The organism is Nostoc sp. NMS2 (assembly GCF_017115105.1).
Lineage (GTDB): Bacteria > Cyanobacteriota > Cyanobacteriia > Cyanobacteriales > Nostocaceae > Nostoc.
In genome coordinates, this window is record NZ_JABXKH010000164.1 from 20,255 (window position 1) to 45,733 (window position 25,479).

23 protein-coding genes are annotated in these 25,479 nt (G+C 41.2%); 17 read left to right on the forward strand and 6 right to left on the reverse strand.

The genetic code is table 11. The features are described from left to right. Positions 1-81: 81 nt before the first annotated feature. The 3 genes from HWQ36_RS30200 to HWQ36_RS30210 all read left to right on the forward strand — a co-directional run bounded on the left by HWQ36_RS30200 (position 82) and on the right by HWQ36_RS30210 (position 3,881). Entirely contained in the window at positions 82-432 is a 351-nt protein-coding gene (locus tag HWQ36_RS30200) for a hypothetical protein (protein ID WP_292709690.1), read from the forward strand. Positions 433-938: 506 nt separating this feature from the next. Then, on the forward strand, positions 939-2,291 hold the full coding sequence (locus tag HWQ36_RS30205) for a histidine phosphatase family protein (protein ID WP_292709691.1): 1,353 nt from the start codon (positions 939-941) through the stop codon (positions 2,289-2,291). Positions 2,292-2,558: 267 nt separating this feature from the next. Continuing rightward, entirely contained in the window at positions 2,559-3,881 is a 1,323-nt protein-coding gene (locus HWQ36_RS30210) for a dihydroorotase (protein ID WP_292709692.1), read from the forward strand. Between the two features lie 311 nt (positions 3,882-4,192). Here HWQ36_RS30210 and budA read toward each other — a convergent pair whose 3' ends face one another. Next, positions 4,193-4,990: an acetolactate decarboxylase gene (budA, locus tag HWQ36_RS30215; protein ID WP_292709694.1), complete on the reverse strand. Its 798-nt coding sequence runs from the start codon at positions 4,988-4,990 to the stop codon at positions 4,193-4,195. Positions 4,991-5,378: 388 nt separating this feature from the next. Here budA and HWQ36_RS30220 point away from each other — a divergent pair, with 388 nt between their 5' ends. The 4 genes from HWQ36_RS30220 (at position 5,379) to HWQ36_RS30235 (ending at position 8,636) form a co-directional block, all read left to right on the forward strand. Beyond that, complete coding sequence (locus HWQ36_RS30220) at positions 5,379-6,326, forward strand: zinc-binding dehydrogenase (RefSeq protein WP_292709695.1); 948 nt, start codon at positions 5,379-5,381, stop codon at positions 6,324-6,326. 132 nt (positions 6,327-6,458) lie between these two features. Next, positions 6,459-6,812 (forward strand): inorganic diphosphatase, encoded by a 354-nt coding sequence (locus tag HWQ36_RS30225; protein WP_292709696.1) that lies wholly within the window; start codon positions 6,459-6,461, stop codon positions 6,810-6,812. Between the two features lie 28 nt (positions 6,813-6,840). Next, complete coding sequence (locus HWQ36_RS30230) at positions 6,841-7,641, forward strand: SDR family oxidoreductase (protein ID WP_292709698.1); 801 nt, start codon at positions 6,841-6,843, stop codon at positions 7,639-7,641. Positions 7,642-7,721: 80 nt separating this feature from the next. Further along, positions 7,722-8,636 (forward strand): TauD/TfdA family dioxygenase, encoded by a 915-nt coding sequence (locus HWQ36_RS30235; protein WP_292709700.1) that lies wholly within the window; start codon positions 7,722-7,724, stop codon positions 8,634-8,636. Between the two features lie 91 nt (positions 8,637-8,727). Here the strand turns inward: HWQ36_RS30235 and HWQ36_RS30240 are convergent, their stop codons facing one another. From HWQ36_RS30240 to HWQ36_RS30250, 3 genes are all read right to left on the reverse strand, one after another. Then, positions 8,728-9,087, reverse strand: coding sequence for a hypothetical protein (locus tag HWQ36_RS30240; RefSeq protein WP_292709702.1), 360 nt, complete (start codon positions 9,085-9,087; stop codon positions 8,728-8,730). A 301-nt stretch (positions 9,088-9,388) separates the two neighbouring features. After that, the gene (locus tag HWQ36_RS30245; RefSeq protein WP_292709704.1) at positions 9,389-9,778 is read right to left on the reverse strand and encodes an agenet domain-containing protein; all 390 of its coding nucleotides are present in this window, start codon (positions 9,776-9,778) and stop codon (positions 9,389-9,391) included. Positions 9,779-10,042: 264 nt separating this feature from the next. After that, on the reverse strand, positions 10,043-10,996 hold the full coding sequence (locus HWQ36_RS30250) for a lysylphosphatidylglycerol synthase domain-containing protein (protein WP_292709706.1): 954 nt from the start codon (positions 10,994-10,996) through the stop codon (positions 10,043-10,045). A 137-nt stretch (positions 10,997-11,133) separates the two neighbouring features. Between HWQ36_RS30250 and HWQ36_RS30255 the strand changes: the two genes are divergently transcribed. From HWQ36_RS30255 to HWQ36_RS30270, 4 genes are all read left to right on the forward strand, one after another. Beyond that, positions 11,134-12,099: an alpha/beta hydrolase-fold protein gene (locus tag HWQ36_RS30255; protein ID WP_292709708.1), complete on the forward strand. Its 966-nt coding sequence runs from the start codon at positions 11,134-11,136 to the stop codon at positions 12,097-12,099. A gap of 136 nt (positions 12,100-12,235) precedes the next feature. Continuing rightward, complete coding sequence (locus HWQ36_RS30260; RefSeq protein WP_292709710.1) at positions 12,236-13,144, forward strand: alpha/beta hydrolase-fold protein; 909 nt, start codon at positions 12,236-12,238, stop codon at positions 13,142-13,144. 217 nt (positions 13,145-13,361) lie between these two features. After that, the gene (locus HWQ36_RS30265; RefSeq protein ID WP_292709712.1) at positions 13,362-15,032 is read left to right on the forward strand and encodes a phosphatidylglycerol lysyltransferase domain-containing protein; all 1,671 of its coding nucleotides are present in this window, start codon (positions 13,362-13,364) and stop codon (positions 15,030-15,032) included. Positions 15,033-15,400: 368 nt separating this feature from the next. Further along, positions 15,401-16,792 (forward strand): hypothetical protein, encoded by a 1,392-nt coding sequence (locus tag HWQ36_RS30270; protein WP_292709714.1) that lies wholly within the window; start codon positions 15,401-15,403, stop codon positions 16,790-16,792. A gap of 262 nt (positions 16,793-17,054) precedes the next feature. Here the strand turns inward: HWQ36_RS30270 and HWQ36_RS30275 are convergent, their stop codons facing one another. Then, entirely contained in the window at positions 17,055-17,288 is a 234-nt protein-coding gene (locus HWQ36_RS30275) for a hypothetical protein (protein WP_292709716.1), read from the reverse strand. A 554-nt stretch (positions 17,289-17,842) separates the two neighbouring features. Between HWQ36_RS30275 and HWQ36_RS30280 the strand changes: the two genes are divergently transcribed. From HWQ36_RS30280 to urtD, 6 genes are all read left to right on the forward strand, one after another. Then, complete coding sequence (locus HWQ36_RS30280) at positions 17,843-18,118, forward strand: DUF485 domain-containing protein (RefSeq protein ID WP_096536625.1); 276 nt, start codon at positions 17,843-17,845, stop codon at positions 18,116-18,118. A 173-nt stretch (positions 18,119-18,291) separates the two neighbouring features. Continuing rightward, complete coding sequence (locus HWQ36_RS30285) at positions 18,292-19,860, forward strand: sodium/solute symporter (RefSeq protein ID WP_292709722.1); 1,569 nt, start codon at positions 18,292-18,294, stop codon at positions 19,858-19,860. Between the two features lie 440 nt (positions 19,861-20,300). Further along, a complete protein-coding gene (urtA, locus tag HWQ36_RS30290; protein ID WP_292709724.1) occupies positions 20,301-21,617 on the forward strand; it encodes an urea ABC transporter substrate-binding protein in 1,317 nt (438 codons plus the stop codon). A gap of 190 nt (positions 21,618-21,807) precedes the next feature. Further along, a complete protein-coding gene (gene urtB, locus HWQ36_RS30295; protein WP_292709726.1) occupies positions 21,808-22,968 on the forward strand; it encodes an urea ABC transporter permease subunit UrtB in 1,161 nt (386 codons plus the stop codon). Between the two features lie 31 nt (positions 22,969-22,999). Further along, positions 23,000-24,118 (forward strand): urea ABC transporter permease subunit UrtC, encoded by a 1,119-nt coding sequence (gene urtC / locus HWQ36_RS30300; RefSeq protein WP_292709728.1) that lies wholly within the window; start codon positions 23,000-23,002, stop codon positions 24,116-24,118. Next, positions 24,093-24,839, forward strand: coding sequence for an urea ABC transporter ATP-binding protein UrtD (gene urtD, locus HWQ36_RS30305; protein WP_292709730.1), 747 nt, complete (start codon positions 24,093-24,095; stop codon positions 24,837-24,839). The genes urtC and urtD overlap by 26 nt, the downstream gene beginning before the upstream one ends. Before the next feature lie 18 nt (positions 24,840-24,857). Here the strand turns inward: urtD and HWQ36_RS30310 are convergent, their stop codons facing one another. Then, complete coding sequence (locus HWQ36_RS30310; RefSeq protein WP_292709732.1) at positions 24,858-25,466, reverse strand: Uma2 family endonuclease; 609 nt, start codon at positions 25,464-25,466, stop codon at positions 24,858-24,860. Positions 25,467-25,479: the final 13 nt, after the last annotated feature.

A 25,479-nucleotide genomic window follows, 5' to 3' on the forward strand; every position in this document is an offset into this window, starting at 1 on the left:
GAACCTAACGATAGAGTTAATTAAAATAATTTGCCCAGAAAATAAAGACAAGCAATATTAAAAATAATTTAGATAAAATAAATGAACGCCAAAATTATTGCTTTCTTGGGAATTACCGCAGCCTTTGCAAGCTTAGGAAGCCAGGTGTACGCACAGTCACCAGCATCAAGCTCAAATCCAGGACAATACAGATTAACTGGTGATTCCCTGCTTGGAATTGATAATAGAACAGCCAAAGATGACTTTGGAAGGTTTTTTGAGCGAACTAATCCAGCAAGCATCTCTAACAATAATAGAAGAGACAAAACTCCAGTCAAAATCCGCTTTAACGAATCATTATCATTGCCAGATACTTCTGTTTTCTTAACACCCGCTCAGTCTGGCAGTGACAATGATGGATTGCAAGTACAGTTAGATTTGGGGAGAGAATAATTAGGTATAAATAATTCGTAATTCGTAATTCGTAATTCGTAATTATAGCGGTTCCCAGTTGAGTGAGGTACAAAAACCCCACCCCCAACCCCCTCCCCGCTCTTCGATAGGGGGCTATGAAGTACCTCATTTGATTAGGAAAAGCTATAAGCTTTAATGTATGGTGTGTTGTCGCCAAGCGCCGCACCGTCAACAATCCAAGATGCGTTAGCCTACTGGCGCAACAAGGCTAAAATAGTGCATTAGCAAACTCTTGTGGGATGGGCATCTTGCCCGTCCGGTGCAGGCAAGATGCCTACACCACAAGAAAATTTAATGCAACATTTTAGCCTTGCCATGCCACTACGTTCAGGAAATAATTGAGGGTTTGAAACCTACGCAGGTGGGTTTTGCCTGTGTAGTTGCGATTCCTAACCGCCCTTTTAACTAAATCCGCCTTCCTGAGTCGGTAATTCTGCAATCATTTTGCAGTAAAATTAATCGTCTAGATACAGGAGGGCTTTGAGATGACTCGTGTCATCATTGTGCGCCACGGTCAAAGCGGTTATAACACCGAGCGGCGTATTCAGGGACGCACTGATGCGTCAACATTAACCGAGAAAGGTCGTAACGATGCAAGTATTGTTGGCAAAGCCCTCAGCAATATTTTATTTAATGCTATTTATAGCAGTCCCCTGCAACGAGCGAAACACACAGCAGATATTATTCAGAATGAGTTAGCTACTCATTCTAAACAATCTGCTGTAATTCAAGTTTCTGATTTGCTACTAGAAATCGACCTTCCTTTATGGGAAGCACTGCTAACTGCTGAAGTTAAGCAAAAGTTTGCCGAAGACTATCGCACTTGGCATCAACGCCCCGACGAACTGCGGATGCTGCTAAATGACGTACAAGGGACAAGAGAACATTTTCCTGTTCTTGCTTTATACGAACAAGCGCGGCAGTTTTGGCAAGAAACTTTGTCTCACCATCAAGGCGAAACTATTCTGATAGTGGGACATAACGGCATTAATCGCGCCCTAATTAGCACAGCTTTAGGAATCCCTGCAAGTCGCTACCATTCAATCCAGCAATCTAACTGTGGCATCAGCGTACTTAATTTTGCTGGGGGATTGGGCGAACCAGTCCAGCTAGAATCTTTAAATCAGACGCAACACACTGGAGAGACTTTACCCTCATTGCGACCAGATCATCAAGGAGTCCGGTTGTTGCTAGTGCGTCACGGTGAAACCGACTGGAATCGCCAAACCAGGTTTCAAGGACAAATTGATGTTCCCCTCAATGACAACGGTAGACAACAGTCGCAAAAAGCAGGTGAATTTCTCCAAGAGGTAGCGATTGATTTTGCTTGCAGTAGCACAATGCTACGCCCTAAAGAAACAGCAGAAATTATCTTAAAACAGCATCCTAATGTAAAGTTAGACTTGCAAGATGGTTTAAGAGAAATCAGCCACGGACTCTGGGAAGGAAAATTAGAAACAGAAATAGAACAAGAGTTTCCCGGAGAGTTGCAACGCTGGCGCTTAGTACCCGCACAAGTACAAATGCCTGAAGGGGAAAATTTGCAAGAAGTGTGGGAACGCAGTGTTGCAGCTTGGCAATCAATTGTGGAAGCAGCATTAACTAATCAATTCAAAACTGTATTAGTAGTAGCTCATGACGCTACAAATAAAACTCTACTTTGTCACATTCTGGGTTTATCGCTAGAAAATTTCTGGAATTTCCGCCAGGGTAATGGCGCAGTCAGCGTTATCGACTACCCTTCTGGAATAGATGGTTTACCAGTATTGCAAGCTATGAATATCACCACTCACTTTGGTGGAGGCGTATTAGATAAAACAGCAGCAGGAGCATTGTAAAAAAGTTAGGAGCCATTCAATTTTGGATTTGGAATTTTGGATTTTAGATTGAAGGGTAAATCTAAAATCTAAAATCTAAAATTGGCAGAGTGAGGAGTTAGAAATAAAGTTAGGAGTGAAAATTATGAGTGATGAATAAAGTTAGAAGTGATGAGCGAGGAACAAATAACTCATAACTTATAACTCCTGTAAAGACGCTATTAATCGCGTCTCTCCTAACTCCTGTAAAGACGCGATTAATTGCGTCTCTCCTAACTAAAAAGTTTTATGACTGAACTGCTGCAAAAAGTACGGGTAATTGATCCAGTTTCTGAAATTGACGAAATCTTTGATGTGCTGATTGCTGATGGTTATATCAAAGAAGTGGCTTCACACATTGCTGATATTCATGCCGATACTCAAATTAGAGATTGTCAGGGATTAGTTATCGGGCCTGGGTTAGTGGATTTGTATAGCCACTCCGGTGAACCAGGATTTGAAGAACGGGAAACCCTGTTGTCTCTTTTACAAGCTGCTGCTGCTGGCGGCTTTACCAGAGTTAGCATCTTACCCGATACATCCCCAGCTATTGATAACCCTGCACTTGTGGCACAGTTGCAGCAGAGGAGAGGGGGAGGGATGAGGGAGATGAGGGAGAAGGAGAAAATTAATTTGGCTCCCCCTGCCTCTCCTCTCCCCTTGCTTCATATCTGGGGTGCTATTACCTTGGATGTTGCTGGGAAGCAAATGACGGAATTGGCAGATTTGGCATCTGCTGGAGTTGTTGGTTTTAGCGATGGTAAGCCCTTTGAAAATTTGGCGCTGGTGCGGCGAGTGTTAGAGTATCTCCAGCCGTTGGGTAAACCAGTCGCATTTTGGCCTAGCGATCGCCAGTTAACAGCAAATGGTGTAATGAGAGAAGGGGCAGATGCTCTCCGTTTCGGTTTACCACCCATACCCGCCAGCGCAGAAACTACTGCGATCGCAGCTATGCTTGAATTAGTCGCAGCCATCGGTACACCAGTCCATATCATGCGCGTCTCCACATCTCGCAGCGTGGAATTAATCGCTTCAGCCAAGGCTGCTGGTTTACCCATCACCGCCAGTACCACCTGGATGCACCTTTTACTGGATACAAAAGCAGTTAAGAGTTATCACACTAGCTTGCATTTAGACCCGCCTTTAGGTAATCCTAGTGATGTAGTGGCGTTACGTGCAGGTGTACGTGCAGGGGTGATAGATGCGATCGCGATCGATCACACACCCTACAGCTACGAAGAAAAAGTCCAAGCCTTTGCTGAAGCGCCTCCAGGAGCAATTGGTTTAGAGTTAGCATTACCCTTGCTGTGGCAATATCTCGTTGAAACTGAGGAATTTACAGCTTTAGAATTATGGCGGGCATTGAGTACCCGTCCAGCCGAGTGTTTGGGGCAAAAAGTCAGTGCTATTTTACCTCATCAACCAGCAGAACTTACTTTATTTGACCCCCAGCAAATCTGGAAAGTCGAACGAAAAAGTCTTTATACACTTTCACAAAATACACCTTGGTTAGGACAACAGTTGAAGGGTCATGTTGTGCAAACCTGGTGTACTTTTACAGAGCAGACTTAGAGGATGTTTGAAAAGTCGTAAAGTATACTAGAAACCCCGCTTCCATTCCTCTCCCCGAAGCGGAGAGAGGCTTTGAAACCCCCATTCCCTCGTAGGGAAGGGGGGCTAGGGGGGTTAGGTTTCCGAGGCTTTGGTGTTACGAAAAATACTTTTCAAACAACCTCTTAGAGCGGTAATTTGGTGCGATCGCTACTAATTAAGCACCTACGCCTAATTCTGACTCTAATTCATGCCCAATCGCCACAGGAGGGCGGGCATCCGTTTGTTTTGCAATAGTTTCTGGTAGTGACATAGCTTTAATTCAAAAATATTTACTTACGTTCAACTCTGTTGACTTCAGCAGGTTTACCATCTCCCAAATTAGCTTGGACAAATTCAGCAGTCTTGAGCAAATTTATCTCAACGTTTGATAGAGGAGCAATTTCTATTTTAGCATTTTGGAATTGTCCATCTAAAATATGCCCTCCAGTTGTCCGATTTGCAGTGATGAAATGAAAGTGATAGCCATTAAGATTTATTTCTTGCATATATTCGGGTATCCGAAAACCGACTAAAGTGCCATTGATGTTTCTTAATTCAAAAATTGATTGTTCTTTTATCGCCTCATTCAAAGAACGATATGGCGGAGTTTGTTTAGGAGGAATTCTAAATTTTAGATAAGGAAAATTACCTTGGATACGAATAGCATAAGGATAATTTTTAGTTGGTAAGCGCCAATCTAAAGATTGCTGCAATTGTTCATAATTCATCTGCCCTTCTAGATTAATTAATGTTTCTGGTTTAAAAAAGGTGACTGTAGCAAAAGGACTTCTCATCGAATCAGGAATAACAGAGGCAACTCCATCAGCTTTTATCTGGTAAAATTTGCCATTTAATCCAACCATTTCTCCATCTAGAGAATTTACTGTCCCCAGACCAAAATTACCGTGTTTTCTCAACTGCTTAAAATTAGTATCGCCGTCAAAAATTCCCACTTTAAGAGCGCTAAATGTCGATATTTGAAACAGGGTATTTAATGACGGATATTGCTGAGTTCTCGCTGGCAAAATAGCAAATAATAATGCAATGATGGTTAAAACAGTTATCCAGAAATAACGCTTGAGTTTCATCAGATTAAAGATATAAAAGTTTTGAATTTTGAATTTCCCCATACTGCCTAGCAAAATCTAGAGACACTTGGACGGCTAGTCATACAGCCAGGTAGGAGGTGGAGGTGTTAATAGCGACTAGCTTACAACACAGTAATAGATGTAATCATTGATGCAACAAATCTTTTTGCAAGGTGCTTGATTATTCTAGCTGTCTGTGATAGTTTTTTCTTTACGTTCCAGAAAATACTGTAAACCTATTGTGTTACCGTAGTTTATGGAATTCCGTTAACCTAGTTACAGGGATTTGAAATTAAGAAGAAATAACTAATCTATCGAGTTTATCTATTGCAGGTAGTACATTGCGAATCAACGAACTAGAAATTAATCTCTAAGCCAGGGCAACCTTATGAGCAAAATACGTGCTGTGATTGTTGACCCCAATGTGCCGGGGCGTTTGGCACTTAGTGAAGTGAATGCACCAAAGCCTGCCCCAGATGAAGCTCTAGTCAGGGTAGCGGCGATTTCTCTGAATCGGGGAGAAATAAAACGTTCAACCACTGCTGAAGCTGGTTGGCAGCCTGGTTGGGACTTGGCAGGTGTAGTGGAAATCCCTGCGGCTGATGGGTCTGGGCCTCCCCAAGGAGCGCGTGTAGTTGGCTTACGCCGCGCCGGTGCTTGGGCGGAACTTGTATCTGTTCCTACTAACGCCTTAGCAGAACTGCCGCTATCGGTATCTTTTGCTCAAGCTGCCACCCTACCTGTAGCGGGTTTAACTGCGTACCATGCAGTGCTAAAAGGTGGTTCACTGTTAGGTCGTCCAGTTCTGGTTACAGGCGCATCAGGAGGCGTTGGTTACTTCGCTATCCAATTGGCGCAACTGTCAGGGGCGCAAGTCGTGGCATATATTCGTCAAGCCGGCTATGAAACTTTGGTTAGAGAAGCAGGGGCGCAATCGGTGGTGATTGGCGAAGACCTCTCACCTGCTAGTGAGTATGGCCCCTATCATCTAATTATAGAGTCAGTGGGTGGTAAGACTTTGGGGGTAGCCCTTGGCTTACTGGCGCAAGATGGAAAAACTGTGCTGTATGGAGTATCTGGGGGAGCAGAAGTGACATTCAACGCTGCCCAATTTTTCGAGACAGGTAGTGTGAGCCTGTATGGTTTACGCCTGTTCGATGAATTGAGATTTGAATCAGCCGCAGTCGGTTTAAAACGGCTTTTGAGTCTAGTAGAAGCCGGCCAATTGCATCCTCACATTGATTTAGAAGCTTCTTGGACACAAATAGCTGACGTAGCCCAACAACTACTCGACAGGCGTTTTCCTGGTAAGGCTGTGTTGCACATTTCAGAATAATTCGTAATTCGTAATACTTCGGCTACGCTCAGTACAAGTTCGTAATTCGTAATTAATTCTTTTTTCATGCACTCATTTATGCAGAAAGATTAATTTTGTTTCTTGTTGTAATCACGCAGATTTATCAGTGGGGTGATAATTACGAATTATGCTGATTTCTGGTTAAAACTAGATCGGCTTGTAGCTTCTAGTCATATTAAGATAGATCGCCAAAAAGGGACATCACATCCACGTTATCCATCTTTTGTTTATCCACTGGATTATGGATACTTGCAAGATACTCAATCTGGAGATGGAAATGATATTGATGTTTGGATAGGTAGCTTGTCTAATCAAACAGTAACTGCCGTGATTTGTAGTGTTGATTTGGAAAAGCGGGATACAGAAATCAAGATACTTCTGGGTTGTACATCTGAGGAAAGGCAAGTCATCTTGGATATCCACAATACAGGATCTCAATCGGCAATATTATTGGTTCGCAAATAAATACTTACATTTGTGAGGGTAAATTTGTATGAGCTTAGAACTAAAACTATCAGGTAAAACAGCGATTGTTACAGGAGGAAGTGCGGGAATTGGATTAGCTACTGCCAAAGCCCTTTATAGTGAAGGTATCAATGTTGCGATCGCAGCCCGCAATCAAGAAAGACTAGAAAATGCAGTAGCTGCCATCCAGTCCCTACCAACTCCTGGCGCTAAAGTTATTGCTATCAGCGCCGATCTGACTAAAGCAGAGGATATTGAGAAAGTTGTCTCGACAACATTGTCCCAATTTAATCAGATTGATATTTTGATTAACAATGCCGGATCAGCCCGTGCTGGATCTTTCCTTGAATCCACTGATGATTTATTCTTGGATGCTTGGAACTTAAAATTATTGGGCTACATCCGCTTAGTTAGAGCCGTCGTTCCCCATCAAAAAAGTCGCGGTGATGGACGAATTGTTAATATAGTTGGCGGTGCAGGACGTACACCTCGCCCTAACTTCCTAGCTGGTGGTACAAGCAATGCGGCTCTACTCAACTTCACAAAGGGCATTTCTAAAGAGTTAGCCGAGTACAAGATTCGCATTAATGCTATCTCCCCTGGTGCGACAGCTACTGAGCGTGCCGAGACTTTAGCGCGGCAAAACGCCCAAGCGCAAGGCATCACTGTTGAGCAAGTGAAGGCACAAAACATCCAAAGTATTCCTTTAAAAAGAATCGCCCAGCCAGAAGAAATTGCCGCGCTGGCGCTATTTTTGGTGTCTGATCTTGCTGCATCGATTACAGGAACAGAGATTATCGTTGATGGCGGATCTACCCCTGGTGTTTAACAGTAGAGACGCGATGAATCAGACGCGATGAATCGCGTCTCTACAATTTGTCAAAACATAAACTTATTGGAGATAAAAACATGGGTTCCCAATACTTTGATATCAAACCAGTTGCAGGACGTATCGGTGCTGAAATTATTGGTGTTAATCTGAGTTCTAACCTCAGCGATGAAATCATCAGCGATATTCGTAAGACTCTAGTCAAATACAAAGTCATCTTTTTCCGTGGTCAGCAACAACTCGATGCTGATGGACAGGTTGCCTTCGCTCGTCGTTTTGGTGAAGTTACTACAGCCCACCCCACTGTACCATCGTTGCCAGAAAATCCAGAAGTCTTAGACCTGAACTATGGCCGCACTACTTCCCGCGCCAATAGCTGGCATACCGATGTGACATTTGTAGACCGTCCTCCTCTCGGCTCTATCTTACGAGCGCTTGACATTCCCCCGACTGGTGGCGATACAATCTGGGCAAACTCCGTGACTGCATACCAAGACTTACCTATCCATCTACGTAATCTTGCAGACCAACTTTGGGCAGTACATAGCAACAAATACGACTATGCTACTGCATTTGACCTACCTGAAGATGCCAAGGCTTATCGGGCTGTCTTCACCTCGACTGTATACGAAACTCTACACCCAGTTGTACGCATCCATCCAGAATCTGGAGAGCGGGGACTATTCATCGGCGGATTTGTGCGCCAGTTCCGTGGCTTATCAACAACTGAATCAGATGATATTCTGCGGCTGTTGCAGGCATACATCACACGTCCTGAGAATACAGTTCGTTGGCGTTGGCAAGTTGGTGATGTAGCCTTTTGGGATAACCGAGCTACTCAACATTATGCGATCGCAGATTACGGCGACCAGCCTCGCCACGTTCAACGAGTCACAATTGTCGGCGACCTCCCAGTTGGCATTGATGGTAAACAAAGTGAAGCCATCAAAGGAGATGCTTCTGAGTACAACCGACGTGAGGCGGTGACTGCATAATATTTCAGTATTAGTTAAGAAAAATTGTAAGTTGGGTTAAGCAAAGCGCAACCCAACAAAGCCCTGGAAATGTTGGGTTTCGTTCCTCAACCTAACCTACAGAGTTTAAGGTTTTGGCGTTAACTCCACCTTTAATATTTATCCCCTGCCAATTTTCAATAATAGTGTTCGTCAGTTGAGGTTGTGCTTCATTGGCTACAGCTTCTACAGCTTGAGCAATTTCCGGGTCTTTCTTCGCCGCTTCCTCTACTTGCTGCCCAATGAGATAAGCTTGACCATAATCTAAAGATTGTGTTTTAGCCTGTTCGATAACCTTCGCCGTGCTAGGTTCCTTGCGTTTCAGCAGAACTAACAACTTTTCGCCTTCGTTCCAAGCCTTTTCGCTGATGATTTCCCCAGTTTTTTCAAAGGCTTTGGTGATTACCAAGGTTGCGATATCTACGACGGTCACTGAGCGAAGTCGAAGTGCGGGCTACGCCTACGCAGCTGCTGTCAGTGATACTGGCTCCATAAGTTTGCCAAAGTATACGAGATTTTACTTATGGTTCTCAGTTTAACAGAGCCAAGGCGAATGGAATTCGCGGCTACACAAACAAAGTCCGCCTCCGCGGACTAAGGAAAAATTGAGGGTTTGAAACCCACGGAGGTGGGTTTTGCCTGTGTAGCTGCGGTTTCTAACCGCCCTTTTAAATTAAAGGGACGACTCCAACAAGTGAAATCGTCCCTTTAAACTTATAAAAGTTAAATATTCTCTATCTGCTTACTCGCGCAGGTTCAACCCACTCATCCCAAGAGCTATCATAGCCATCATAAGTAATTTTATAAAGATCGTTACTAACTTCTAAAACCTGCCCTTTATACCATTTCCCCTTCCACAAAATTCTCACTGAATCTCCAACTTCAAATGATGCCCTAAAGCGTTCAGTGCTAACCCATTCATTCCAGGAACTATCATAACCTTCATAAGTAATATAGCAATTATCATTATTAACCTTAAGTACCGTTGCTGGATACCATGTTTCCTTCCAAAGAACTTCAGCCTTTTGTCCTACAGAACAGGGTGAGGCAGCAAAAGCACTAGGAATCAATGTTCCTACCCAAGTTGTCATGAATATAGCACCAAACAATACTTTATTTTTCATGATTCTATCCTCAAACAGTAAAACGGAATGTTGATTAGGATTTATGGAAATCTAATTAAAAAATTTCCAATAACTGTTACTATTGTTATAGAATAAAATTAGTGATCGCCTCAGCGAAAATTATGAATTTTCGCCGCTATTTATGAAGATATCGCGTTTAAAATTAGTAGTTTTTATAAATTTTACTTAGTTGAAAGGCTCAGATCCCAGACTTCTTCAAGAAGTCGGGGATCTAATTATTAGTATTCATACTGAAACTGAATTTTACAGTTTATTGACATTTTTTAAATTACGGGTTCTAAATCTAATTTCATAAATTCCTAGTAAACCAGATGCTACTAACAAAGGTAAGAAATAATAGACTCCCCGATAAGCTAACATTGACCCCAAAATTGCTGCCGCCGAAACTTTGGATGAGAGAATCAGTAAAATTATAGTTTCAAATACTCCCAAACCACCGGGGACGTTACTAACAACACCTGCAAACATCGCTAGCAAGTAGATACCCAGAAAGTCCAGATAGGACAAAGATATATTACTGGGAAGCACAGCATAAAGAATTGCTGCTGCCAAAATCCAATCAATACCAGAAATTGCTATCTGAATAAGAGATATCTTAAAAGAAGGAAATCGAAATTCTTGCCCACGAATTATTAACGGTTGTTTAATAAAAATACTTCCTAACAAATAACCAGCCACTAATAGCAGAAAAATCACGCCGATGGGACGCACAGTAGCAAAAGGTAAATGTAGTTGAGTGGGAATTTTGAGGGGGTTGATGAGGAATAAGCAACCTGCAACAGCAAACATCCCCAACCAAAAAGTAAAATTGGCGAAAGCAATTACTTGAGCGATCGCAACTGCTGACACTCCCCAACTAGCATAAAATCGATAACGGATAGCACTACCAGTCAGTAAGGCGAAACCGATGGTGTTACTAAACGCAGAGCTAATAAAGCTGGTTAAAGCAATCTTGTTCCAGTTTAGGGAACGATTAATGTAACTAAAACCCAAAATATCGTACCCAATCATCACTAGATAACCCAAAACTGTTAGCCAAATTGCCCAGCTTAAGCGGCTTTTGGGGATAGCAGCTAGAGAGTTGAGGATGTCACGATAATTATACTCATGCAGTTCGTTAGCGATCGCCCACACAGAAAGCACCAGCAGCGAGAAGCCAAACAGTGTGCTGAAATTAAGTTGTAGTTTTTTAAGCATCGTGAAGAAACTTATCCTAACTCTTGACTTTTAACTTACAACAAGTCGCAAACTTTACATCCTGTTGACACAACATTGACAAATTACTTGCGTAAACTTAATGGTTGCCAGCACAGACTGTCCAATGTCCTTCAAAGATGAACTACAAACAATCAAAAATTATCTTGTTAGTTTCAGTATTAACCCTAGTTAGCTGTAATTTATCCCAAAATGTCGTAGCAAAACCACCTCAACAGCAGGATTTACAAACAACGCCTTCTGTTCTTCCAACTAAGTCTAATACTAGCGACTCAGTTACTCACCTAACCTACAAAATTGCAACCTACAATAGTCAATTAATGGGTGCAAATCGCACTTACGGCGTTTCTTTACCCCCTGGCTATGAACAAAACCCAAAACAAAGATATCCTGTAATCTTTCTCCTCCACGGCGGACATGGTAATCCCAGTGATTGGTTTATTCAAAATAAGGGACAAGCTCTCAAGACAGTGGAACAACTTTATACTATAGGTAAGCTGCCACCTAGCATCATTATCACACCAGATGGCAATGACAAACGTGGCTCTAGTCCCTACCGAGATCCCGAATATATTGATGGCCCTAACGGTAAAGTCTCCACAGCCGTAGGTGATGAGTTAGTAAAAGTCGTGCAAAACCGTTATCGGACACTAACTAATCCAGATTTTTGGGCAATAGGTGGTTTATCTTCTGGTGCTTGGGGTGCAATGAATGTAGGGTTACACAATTTGAATCATTTCTCAATTTTATTTAGTCATAGTGGTTATTTTCAAGATAAAAGCGGCCCAACAAATAGCCCGATAATTTATATCAAAAGCATTCCCACATCAGCTAAACAAAGATTGCGAATTTACCTAGATTCAGGCAAAGCAGATATTGAAGAAATCGATGAAGCTAAAAGTTTTTCTAAAGTACTAAATAACCTAAAAATTTATAATTTGTTTCGTCAATTTCCTGGCAGTCACACTTGGCAATATTGGCGGGAACATTTAACCGATTCTTTGACATTTGTGGGCGAACAATTTAAATCTGCTGAAATGGCAAGTATGGCTCGTAATTTAGGTGTTAATAATAAAAATAATTAGCGTCGCCAGTAGAAACAATACTATTTTGTAAAGCCGTTGATATTTAAATATCAATGTGGAAAACTCTGCTGCCATTCTTAAGCAGATTCACTATAGTAAATTCTAATGGAGGTGATTTTTTAAACACTAGAGCAATATGAAGATTTCTAAACTGTTAATTAGTTTGGTAGCAGCGATCGCACTCCTAACTACTGCTGGTTATTATTATGTATTTATCTTAGGTGCGCCGCAACTAGACCCACCCCAAAAAGCGGCAAAGACTGGGTTAAAGTTTCAATTAGCAACCTTCAACTCCCAAGCGATGGGTGCAGTCCGCAACTATGGGGTGATTTTGCCTCCTGATTATGATAAAAATCAGCAAAAGCGCTACCCGGTGATATTTTTATTGCACGGTGGTCATGATGATGCTCGTGCTTATGCTAATAAGTATGCAGTCTTAGATGTACTTCATCAACTTTATCAAAATGGAAAATTACCGCCATCAATTGTAATTACACCTGATGGTAATGATAATCGTGGTTCCAGTCCTTTCTACGATCCTGATTACTTTGATGGGCCGAATGGCAAAATAGGGACTTTGATTGGTTCAGAATTAGTGCAAGTTGTCAAGTCACGCTATCGCACTTTAGAAGAACCCCAATTTTGGGCACTGGGAGGTCTGTCTTCTGGGGGATGGGGCGCATTTAATATCGGGTTACGCTATCTTAACAACTTCCACATTCTGTTTAGCCATAGCGGTTACTTTACCGATAATAGTGGTTCACAAAATAGTCCCCAACAAATCGTGCAACAGCTATCGCCTCAAGATAGAAAGCGATTGCATATTTACTTAGATGCGGGTTTGAACGATACTAATTTATTGGCTTCTACCAAAGCCTTCAGCGAAACCTTAAATAAATTGGGCATTACTCACGTATTTTATGCGTTTCCAGGAGGTCATGGTTTGTCTGGTGCTAATGTAGGCTGGAACTACTTCCACAAACACCTTAAAGATTCGCTCTCGTATGTAGGGGAACAATTTAAAAAGTTAGGAGTTAGGAGTTAAGAGTTAGGAGTTTTACCACCAAAACTAATCTTACTTTTCACGTCATGTGGAAAAGACTACGAAAAACCCTAACCCCCTTCCCGACGCGGGAAGGGGGAAAATTCAAAGTCTCTCTCCTTTTAGGAGAGAGATTTAGAGAGAGGTTTTCCAGATCCCGTGAAAAGTCAGAAAACTAATGACAAATGACAAATGACAAATGACTAATAACTAATAACAAATGACTAATAATTTAAAAACTCAGATTGGACTTTGGAGTGCAGCTTTCCTTACTGGTTTAGTGGGAGTAGTGAATTTGTTATCAGCAGTGACACCTAACTTGTATGGGCGGAATCACTGGTTAAAGGAATTTTTGCCATTTGAAATTCGTGCCACAGGTCATATATTTGCAGCGCTGACTGGGTTTATTTTACTTGCACTCGCTACTAACTTATTACGCAGAAAAAGAATAGCCTGGTTACTAACCATTGCTTTACTAGTAATTTCCATTTTTAGCCATTTGCTCAAGGGATTAGACTATGAAGAAAGTCTCCTCTCTGGAGTTTTACTGGTGCAATTAATCTTAATGCGCCATTTTTTCACGGCACAATCAGATCGTCCTTCAATCGCACGGGGAGTTAGAGTGCTGATAGGCGCTTTACTATTTACCCTGGCATACGGAACTATTGGATTTTACTTATTAGACGGCAAATTTTCAGAAAATTTTAATTGGCGTGAAGCTTTACTTCAGACTTTAGCGATGTTCTTCACCGAGGATAATTGGGGACTGCAACCAAAGAGCCGATTTGGAGATTTTTTTGCTAATTCTATCTATATTATTGCCGCAGTTACTATTACGTATGCAATAGTAATGTTATTGCAACCTGTGTTTTGGCGTAATCTAGCAACGTCAAAGGAGCGACAAAGAGCTAAAGAAATTGTCGAGCAATATGGACGTTCTTCTTTAGCAGCGATCGCACTCTTAAATGACAAGAGTTATTATTTTAGTCCTACTGGTAACAGTGTAATAGCTTATGTTCCCAAAGGAAGGGGTGCGATCGCATTAGGAGATCCCATAGGCCCCATCGAAGATCGCCAAGAGACAATTGTTGCTTTTGGGCAGTTTTGCCAGCGCAATGACTGGTATCCAGGCTTTTACCAAACTTTGCCCGATGATGTTGAGCTTTACAAATCATTGGGATTTAAGGTACTCAAGATTGGAGAAGAAGCGATCGTTGATCTGAAAAGTTTTACATTACAAGGTAAAGCTGGTAAAAACTTTAGACCATCAATCAATCGTTTAACTAAACTAGGATACCAAATCGAGTTTTACCAACCACCCATTACTGATGCTTTGTTGCACCTCCTCAAACCTGTGAGTGATGAATGGCTAAAGATGGTACAAGGTTCAGAAAAACACTTTTCTTTGGGTTGGTTTGATGAAGCTTATCTGCGAGAGTGCGAGATTGCTGTGGTGCATACTCCCGAAGGTAATATCAGCGCCTTTGCCAACGTTCTCCGCGAGTACCAACTCAACGAAGCAACTATTGACATGATGCGACATCGCTCATCCCTTGAGAATGGGACGATGGACTTTCTATTTATTTCTCTCCTTCAGCATTTTAAAGAGTGTGGTTACGACAGCTTTAATTTTGGTCTTTCTGCCCTTGCGGGAGTTGGAGACAACCCAGAATCACGCCGCTTAGAGAGAGTCTTGCACTATCTTTACGGGCATTTGAATCGTTTCTACAACTTCAAAGGACTACACGCCTACAAAGACAAATTCCGCCCCAGTTGGGAACCGCGTTATTTAGTTTACCCCAGTTTAGCTGCCTTACCAGATGTAGTTGTAGCATTGATTCGCGCAGATTCAGGCGATCGCCTCTTCGATTATTTCAAACCCGGAGCGTAAAAGCACATATTCTGGCGCTATTCAGCCATTAACGCCATAACACCTCATTCCACGGCGATATCTACGATTAGCTCGCCTACACAAATTGGTATTTGTATGGTACAATAGTACTATACAAAAGGATGAATATCCGGTGAGTATGTAACCCTAAGTCTGGCAGGAAATGCCCAAAGTTTGTAATAACTGAACCCCCATAGTAGTTAGTACTGCTCGGTTAAAAAGATTTGTAGGTTGGGTGAAGCAAAGCGCAACCCAACAAAGCTATGAAAATGTTGGGTTTTGTTCCTCAACCCAACCTACGCAGTTTAAGGTTTTTGGCGCTAACCCAAGCGTATTGACTTATTGACTTTTATATGGAGGGTGACAATATGAAAAATAATCAAATTTCTCTGCCAGAACTCATCCAATTTTTTGCAGAATATCGCAACAATATCATCATTAATATCAAGCACCTGCAAGAAAATTATCAAAGAACAGGTATCAAGAGGGTTAGAGGTGTGAGAGACGAAAAAGGGGAACTCTTACAACCTTGGTTGCAAACAGAATATATAGATAATGCTGAGTATGTTGGTATGGGCGAGTTTCAATTTAACCGCAATACTGCTACTATCAATGTGCTTATCAAGCGTAAAGTAAAACTTACCAAATCTGAAGATAAAATCCCCACTCTTGAGGTAGCAGGTTTGCTGGTAAATGACCTCAATAGCTTTAATAATTACACGATTGTAAGTGACGGTAAAATCAATATAAAGTCTTTACAAGTCAAAATTAGTAGTAAAAAAATTTTTGATTGGCTCAAAGAAAAGGGTGTGTTAGATGCAGAAGATTTTGACTTCCATGCTGAATATACTATCCAGCTAGATAACTTGCCGCTTGTTACTTCTAATATCCCTTACAGTAGTATTGATGGACTATTCAATCAACTCGCAGAAATTAAAGTACTTACTAGTATTATTTCTGCTTACTTGAAAAAGGAGTCAGATATATTTATAGCACCACAGTTAGATGAGTTTAAAAAGCATTATCTCTCCAAAAATACTTACATCAATTTCCCTACAACTAATGAATATGCCGATATCCACGAAGCTTTAGTTAATGGTACTCTTGATTCCAGATTGAGCTATAAAATCGACATCGGCAGTCAAGATATTCTGAACCTGAGTAAGTTACCTTCTGCTAACAAGTTTTTGAATAAAATGTATCGTCTTTATGATAAAGAAACTGGAGAAATTATCATTAAGCCGAGTTTTGAGATGGCATTTAATGAAAATCTCGCTATTAGGCACAGGTTACTGTCATCACGCACCAAGATTACGAAAGTTGACGAATTTATGAAACCAATTTTCGATGATTTTCTTGGGCTTGAGCAAAATGGCATAGTTGGAGGTATTCTGAAGAAAGTTGGTGCTGATATTTTGGCGAAGTTATTTCAGGATAAACAAACTGGTAAGCAAATCAGCAAAGAAGAAATGGTTGCAGCTTTGACAGCAGCGAATACCAAGCTAGAGAAATATGTAGAAAATATCTACCAAGATAAGATATCTCCTTTGGTATTTTACATTGGTTGTACTGGACTATTGCCAGATCAAATAGAAGCAAAACCCATGATTGCTGAAGAAGCTGCTGCTAAATATCCAAATTTGCAATTTTCTAAAAATGAGCAAGAAGGCACTTTTTTTGCAGTTGGTGATAGTATTATCAGCATCTATGCCAAGACTGAATATTACAGCAAACTTATTTCTGTCGGGATAGACAATTAGATTGCATATACCAATGTTATTTGATTTGTGAGAATTTTAACCCGAAAATCCCCGACTTCTCTAAGAAGTCGGAGATTTTGTTTCTGCGCGTTTGATTCAGGATTGGTATAGTAATTCAATACTACTCGGTTAAGATTCGATCCCCCCAACCCCCCTTAAAAAGGGGAGCTAAGAACGCCTTATTTTCACCCTTAAAAAGGGGGACTAAGGGGGATCTCCAATGACTATGCACTTTTATTTAAGATTGCTATAGCAATTATAATTATGGGTTTCCCAAAATACAGCTAGAGTTCGGACGTATTTCAGAAGAAATTGGACTTGCAGATGAAGGCATCATTACAATAGCACTGGCTATAATCTGTAAAGATATTAACACAAAAATACTGTAGTAAATGAGTTTTAAATCTTTATTAATGATTTGAAAATAGCGCTCTACAAAAGAAGAATAACCTGCAATACCCACAGAAGCAAAGCTGCCAATAATCAATAATCTCATCAATGATGAGTGTTTGGATAAACATAATTTACTAAATTTTGGTGATGCCCATCTGCGTAAAAAGAGCTAGCTGGTATAAATTTTAATAAAAAAATTACTTAAGTTGCTACGGTAATTTTTTGTATATTCTATAAATCAAAATTTACTACTTTTATTAATCTCAGTTGATTTGATAGCTTAAAAAAACATCTCATAACACTTCAAGAATTTGAAAACCTGGTAGCAAGTACGTATTTATTTTAATTTTTAGTATATAAAAACCTGATATTAACTCGAAGCTAAAAATAGATGGTATAATAAGTTACTTAAATCAGGTAGATTTACAAATTACAGATAGATTCAGCTTTATTTATGTCTAACTGGATCTCATAGTTTTATGTGTCTCTGGCTCAAAACAGAGCCGCTATTGCCTTGTGATTTTGGCACATCACTTTGCAAAGTTAATTTTATTACCTGAAATAGCAATAGATTTACTAATAATCTTTAAGAAAATTACGCATATATCAACTTCAATGAGACAATCTGACCTAATCTTCTCAACCTAAAGGAAGACAATGAACGATCGCACAAAGGCTCTCCAGGCTCTCGCAGCTGAACGTTGGCGCGTATCCCTGATTCTCAGTGGAGCCATGATGTTTATTTACTTTGGCTTTATCTTGCTAATCGCATTTAATAAGCCTCTATTGGGGTCATTAGTAGTTCCTGGTCTGAGCCTGGGAATTTTACTAGGGGCGCTGGTAATTGTCTCAGCATGGGTATTAATTTTTATCTACGTGCGTTGGGCAAATAGCAGTTACGACGATCAAATCGCCAGGCTGACACGCAAGTGAAAATTGGGAATGGGGAATGGGGGAGCAGGGGGCAGGGGTCAGGGAGAAGGGGAAGGAGGGGAAGATGAACTATTGATTATTGACCAATGTCTAATGACCAATGCCCAATGCCCAATGCCCAATAGCTATTAGCAATTTCTAGTTCAAAATCCAAAATACTAAACCAAAAAAGCATGAATAGTGTGTGGTTGGATCTGCCACTAGCGGCGGATATTACCAGTCTTGGTAAGTTTAACCCGTTGGCGATCGCTTTCTTTTTTCTGTTTGTTGTAAGTTCTCTAGGTATTACCTATTGGGCAGCAAAGCTTACCAAAAATACTGCCCACTTCTATACAGCCGGCGGCAAAATCAGTGGTTTCCAAAATGGGCTAGCCCTAGCAGGAGACTTTATGAGTGCAGCTAGCTTTTTAGGTATCGCTGGACTGGTGGCACTCAACGGCTTTGACGGCTTAATTTATTCTATTGGCTTCCTGGTGGGCTGGCCAATTGTGATGTTTTTGATTGCGGAACCACTACGTAACTTAGGCAAATACACTTTTGCCGATGTAGTGGCTTATCGCTTACAGCAAAAACCTGTACGCATCGCATCTGCGATGGGAACGCTGGCAGTGATTAGCTTTTACTTAATTGCCCAGATGGTAGGGGCTGGGGAGCTAATTAAACTACTGTTTGGCTTTGATTATGAGTTAGCCGTGGTCATCGTCGGTTGTGTGATGATGTCCTATGTGATTTTTGGCGGGATGATTGCCACCACTTGGGTACAAATTATTAAAGCAGTTCTGTTGCTCGGTGGAACCATCTTGCTAGCTATCTTGGTATTGGCACGATTTGGTTTTAACCCACTTGCTCTTTTCGCTGCCGCCGCAGATAAATATACAGGTGTATTAGCTCCAGGTAAACAAGTTTCCGATCCCTTTGATGCCATCTCCTTGGGGATGTCGTTGATGTTTGGCACTGCTGGATTACCCCACATCCTGATGCGTTTCTACACAGTACCGGACGCTAAAGCAGCACGGCTCTCTGTTACTTACGCTACGGCTATTATTGGCGTTTTTTATCTCCTTACCTTCATCCTGGGCTTTGGAGCGATGGTGCTAGTAGGGCAAGATGCTATCAAGCAAATTGGGACTGGTGGTAACATGGCTGCACCGATGTTGGCAGAATTTCTCGGTGGTGATGCTTTCTTAGGCTTTATTTCTGCTGTTTCCTTTGCAACGATTTTGGCGGTTGTAGCGGGTTTGACACTTTCTGGAGCGGCTGCACTGTCTCATGATTTGTGGGTGAACGTGGTGCGTTCTGGTCATGCTGACGAGTCAGAACAACTGAAGGTGGCTCGTGGTGCGACAATGATTTTGGGGTTAGTGGCGATATTTCTGGGTATCTTGTTTAAAGGACAAAACGTCGCTTATATGGTAGGTTTAGCATTTGCGATCGCAGCTAGTGCCAACTTTCCAGCGTTACTACTATCAATGCTTTGGCGACGCTTCACTACTAGCGGCGCAGTTGCGAGTATGTTAGTCGGTACATTCTCGTCGTTACTGCTGATTTATTTATCACCTACTATTCAGGTGACAATTCTCAAGCACGCTTCTGCACCTTTCCCACTGAAAAATCCGGGATTAATTACTATTCCCCTAGCCTTTATTGTGGCGATTGTCGTTTCACTATTGACTACTGAACAGCAGGCACAAGAAAAATTTGCGGAAGTTGAAGATCGCATCCACATTGGTTCTGGGATGTAATTTTGTGGCGTTGCTGATTAGATAGATGAATCTTGGTGTAGAGACGTTGCATTCCAACGTCTCTACAAAGGTTTTGAAATCACGCAAAATCATTTTCATACCTGAATTCAGCAACGCCAATTTTGTCATTGGGCATTGGGCATTACAAATATTAATATTACAAAGTTATTTTTTTGTAACAAAAATCAGACGTTTGGTATCCGAGATAACTTTTTACTAGTAAACTATCGCACTATCATCACACTTTAAAGTTTGATATTGTCAGCTTTCTATTAAGTTAGTTGGCGCAAAAAAGCCAAGTATGTTACGAAACGTAAACAGACTTAAAGCCCTTACTAATGACCAATGACAAAGGACAAATGACAGCCCTCACCAGTTAGCTTTAATTGCGCCGACCGACTTAAGTTAGTTGATTCATCAAGAGGAAAATTCATAAAGATATGAGAAGACAATTTAACAGACGTAAGTTTTTGATCTACGGTTCTCTAACTTTCGGAAGCAGCTTTTTTATCAAAGCTTGTGCAAATAATTCCCCAATTGCTACAGAAAGTCCAGCCGCGCCTCCTACTGCTTCACCTGCGGCGGCTACTGCTGGTGACACCATCAAAGTAGGTATATTGCACTCTCTGAGTGGTACGATGTCTATTAGTGAAAAAAGCGTTGTCGATGCTGAAAAATTAGCAATCAAAGAAATTAACGCTGCTGGTGGTGTCTTAGGTAAACAAATTGAAGCAATTACCGAAGATGGTGCTTCTAACTGGGATACTTTTAGAGAAAAGGCAACTAAGTTAATCGATCAAGATAAAGTTGCTGTAGTTTTTGGTTGTTGGACTTCTGCTAGCCGTAAGAATGTCAAGCCAGTATTCGAGAGCAAAAATCACATGCTCTGGTATCCTGTGCAGTATGAAGGGCAAGAGTGTTCTAAAAATATTTTCTACACTGGTGCTGCACCAAATCAACAAATCGAACCATCTGTTGATTGGCTGTTAAAAAATAAGGGCAAAGAATTCTTCTTAGTTGGCTCTGACTACGTTTTTCCCCGCACTGCTAACACAATTATCAAAGCCCAATTAGAAGCTTTAGGCGGAAAAACAGTTGGTGAAGATTATTTACCTCTTGGCAATACAGAGGTTACACCTATCATTACGAAAATAAAACAAAATTTGCCCAATGGTGGCGTGATTTATAACACCCTGAATGGTGATAGTAATGTTGCGTTCTTTAAACAATTAAAAGGGGCTGGATTAACACCAGATAAATATCCCTCTATGTCTGTAAGTATTGCTGAAGAAGAAGTCAAAGCAATTGGTGTAGAGTATCTCAAAGGTCATTACGCTGCTTGGAACTATTTCCAAACAGTAGACACACCTGCTAACAAAAAGTTTGTTGCCGCTTTCAAAAAAGAATATGGTGAAAATCGGGTAACAAATGACCCAATGGAAGCAGCATATATCGCAGTTTATTTGTGGAAGCAAGCAGTAGAAAAAGCTGGGACTACAGACATAGCTAAAGTGAGTGCTGCGGCTTATGGTCAAACTCTAGATGCGCCTGAAGGTAAAGTGACAATGGATGCCAATCATCACATCTCCAAAATTGTGCGGATTGGTCAAGTTAGGCAAGATGGTTTGTTTGATATTGTCTATGCTACTCCTGCACCAGTTGAACCAGTTCCTTGGAATCAATTTGTAAAAGAGACTAAAGGATTTGCTTGTGATTGGACTGACCCAGCTAAGGGTGGGAAGTACAAGAAAACCTAAATAATTCGTAATTCGTAATTCGTAATTAATTACCGATTACGAACTCTCAGAAATAGTAGGGTGTGTTATGGCTTTAGCCTAACGCACCATCTTAGATAAGGGTGTGTTATTTGCTCATATCATAATCTCGAAATTTGCGCCTAACACACCATAAGATTATTATAAATAACGCTGATATTTAGGGGAAAAAGTGTTAACAGGTTTTTTAGAAGCTGTATTTAATGGCATTAGTATTGGTGCTGTATTATTAATTGCTGCATTGGGACTGGCGATTATATTTGGATTGATGGGTGTCATCAATATGGCACATGGTGAGTTGATGATGTTTGGGGCTTATACAACTTATGTTGTGCAAAATGTCTGTAAGCAATTGGGTGGAGTATGGTTTGAAATATATATATTTTTGGCTTTGATTATCGCGTTTCTTTTCACGGCTGCTGTGGGATTAATTCTAGAAAAAGGCGTGATTCGTTATCTCTATGGACGACCATTAGAAACTCTCTTGGCAACTTGGGGAGTAAGTTTGATTTTTCAGCAATTTGTTCGCAGTGTGAATTGGGTATTGATAATTGGCATTGCCATATTTTCTCTGTTATTTTTTGGAGGTTTATGGATTTTAAATTCCCGCACTGATTTGGGAAGAGTTCGTAACTGGATTGTGACGGTGATATTTTTATTATCGCTGGGGGTGACAATCGCAACGGGCAATTTATTGAGTCAAACTTATCAGTTAGCAGTGACTCAACCTTGGTTTGGCGCTCAAAATGTGGATGTAACAGCACCTACTTGGTTACAAGCGGGGATATCTTTGGGTGGTGTGCAATTGCCCTTTGCTAGGTTATTTATTATTGCTTTAACAATAATCTGTGTGACGGGAATTTATTTATTTTTACAACGTTCTAGCTGGGGTTTGAGAATTCGGGCTGTGACGCAAAACCGGAGTATGAGTGCTTGTTTGGGTATCCCAACTCAAAAGGTTGATGCGATTACTTTTGCATTGGGTTCTGGTTTAGCTGGTGTGGCTGGATGTGCGATTAGTTTACTCGGTTCTGTAGGGCCAAATACGGGACAAAACTATATTATTGATACTTTTATGGTGGTTGTTGTTGGGGGTGTGGGCAATTTAGCCGGGACGATTGTGGCTGCTTTGGGGATTGGTACGGCTAATTTTTTAATTGGTTCTGGAACTTTGGCTTTGGTGTTGAGTCCTGTTAAGCCTTTGGCTGATTTGTTTAGTTTTTTTGCGACGACGAGTATGGCTAAGGTGATGGTGTTTGCGCTGATTATTGTATTTTTACAGTGGAAGCCTGGGGGGATTTTTCCGCAGAAGGGACGTACTGTTGATGTTTAAACGAACCGCCAAGACGCCAAGGACGCAGAGAATGAGGAAGAGGGGAGGAGGATTATTAATTGAGGTGGGGGTGGTGGTTGCGATCGCACTCTTCCTCATTATTATTATGCCACTGGTGCTGTCGGAGTTTCGTCTGAATTTGTTGGGGCGATTCTTGTCGCTGGCGATCGCGGCTTTGGGTATTGATTTGATTTGGGGGTATACTGGTTTATTGAGTTTGGGACATGGTATTTTCTTTGGTTTGGGTGGATATGCGATCGCAATGTACCTAAAACTCCAAGTCCCGACTGGAGAATTGCCTGATTTTATGGGGCTTTATGGGGTTACGGAACTTCCCGCGTTTTGGCAACCTTTTTATTCGTTTCCTTTGACAATAGCTTTTGTGGTAATGATTCCAGGGTTATTGGCGGGATTGTTGGGATATTTGGTTTTCCGTAATCGCCTCAAGGGTGTTTATTTTTCTATTTTGACTCAAGCGGGAACTATTGTATTTTTCAACTTCTTTAACGGTCAACAACAATTTTTCAATGGTACAAATGGACTGATAGATTTTACAACTTTGTTTGGGGCAACGGTTAGTGATGCCAAAACGCAGTTTGTTTTTTACATGCTGACGATAGTGTTTCTCGCAGCCACATACGGGATTTGTCGCTGGTTGACAACTGGACGCTTTGGGAGATTGTTGATAGCGATTCGGGATGATGAAAGTCGGGTAAGATTTTCTGGCTATGACCCTACAGACTTTAAGGTGCTGGTGTTTGCAGTTTCAGGTGCGATCGCAGGCATAGCAGGAGCATTTTACACCATTCAAAGTGGTTCTGTATCACCGAGAGCAATGGATATTGCTTTTTCCATTGAAATGGTGATTTGGGTAGCAGTAGGGGGACGCGCTACTTTAATTGGGGCGATTGTCGGAACTTTGTTAGTAAATTATGCCCGCACTTTTTTAAGTGAACAATTTGCAGAAATCTGGCTATTTTTCCAAGGCGCACTATTTTTGATAGTCGTCACAGTGCTTCCCGATGGCATAGTGGGATGGTTGCGTAGTCAGAATATTTCTCTTTTCCACCGCCGTCAAGAAATTTCTACATATCCCACATTGGAAGAAGACCCCGAAGTGCAACATGAACGCGAAAATATTGGAAACTGAAAACGTAACTGTTAGTTTTGACGGATTTAAGGCTCTAAATCAGCTAAATTTTAGTATGGATATGGGTGAATTACGAGTGGTAATTGGCCCCAATGGTGCGGGAAAGACAACATTTCTAGATGTGATTACCGGGAAAGTGCAACCAACAGTTGGGCGAGTTTTATTTAAAGGAAAAAACCTGCGTTCTTTACCTGAACATAAAATTGCCCGATTAGGAATTGGGCGCAAGTTCCAAACACCCCGAATTTACTTAAATTTAACGCCCCGTGAAAATCTAGAAATTACCAGTAACAAAAAGAAAAATGTCTTTTCTACTTTGTTTGAACGTTCTAATGCTGTTGAAAAGAATAATATTAAAGGATTATTAGAAACCATCGGTTTAACGCCGAAAGCAGATATTAGAGCAGCTTTACTTTCTCACGGAGAAAAGCAACGTTTAGAAATTGGCATGTTAGTAGCACAATCCCCTGACTTATTACTGGTTGATGAACCAGTTGCGGGGTTAACAGATGAAGAAACGTACAATATCGGTGAACTACTTTTAGCACTAGCACAAAGTCATTCAATTTTAGTAATTGAACATGATATGGAATTTGTACGTCAAATTGCCAAGAAAGTAACGGTGCTACATGAAGGTTCCGTGCTGTGCGAAGGGAATTTTGAAGAAGTCCAAAATGACTCTCGCGTGATTGAAGTGTATTTGGGGAAACAGGAAGAATGAAAAACTCAATTGTACTTTTTATTCACCTGCTGATTTTGGTCGATTTGCACTATTAAACACCTGCTCTACTGTTAGCGCCCAATCAGTAATTACCACTGATTCCATGCAAGCCGCACCTGTCAATACCTTATCCTCATACTGTCCCTCCACCCACTGGCAAATTGTAATTTGTTGCATTTGTGAGTCAACAATCCAATACTCCAATATTTCTCTAGCAGCATACTCCGTCCGCTTGTAGCGATAATCACGAACGCGGTTTGCTGTTCCCGGAGAGACAATTTCAATCACTAGCGCAGGCGGTGGCATATCACGGGTGAGAGTGGCACGAGTAGTACCGATAAGAGCAGCATAAGATTCTTCTGTGTGAACCATTAAGTCAGGTAAACGACATCTCGCTCTTCGCCCCGCCACCTCAATTTCTGTATCCTTGTGAGCAACTAAATAAAAGGGGAAATGTTTTAGTAGTTCAACGAATAGAAATCTTGCCAGATTGCTATTTTCCTGACTTTCTGGTGGCATCTCGACTAGTTCTCCATCCACAAACTCATAGCGCGTGTCTGTACCATCGTCATAGGTAAGATACTCCTCAAAAGTCAGCAGTTTTTGAGTTTTCGTCGTTTGGGTCATTTGCTTTGCCTTC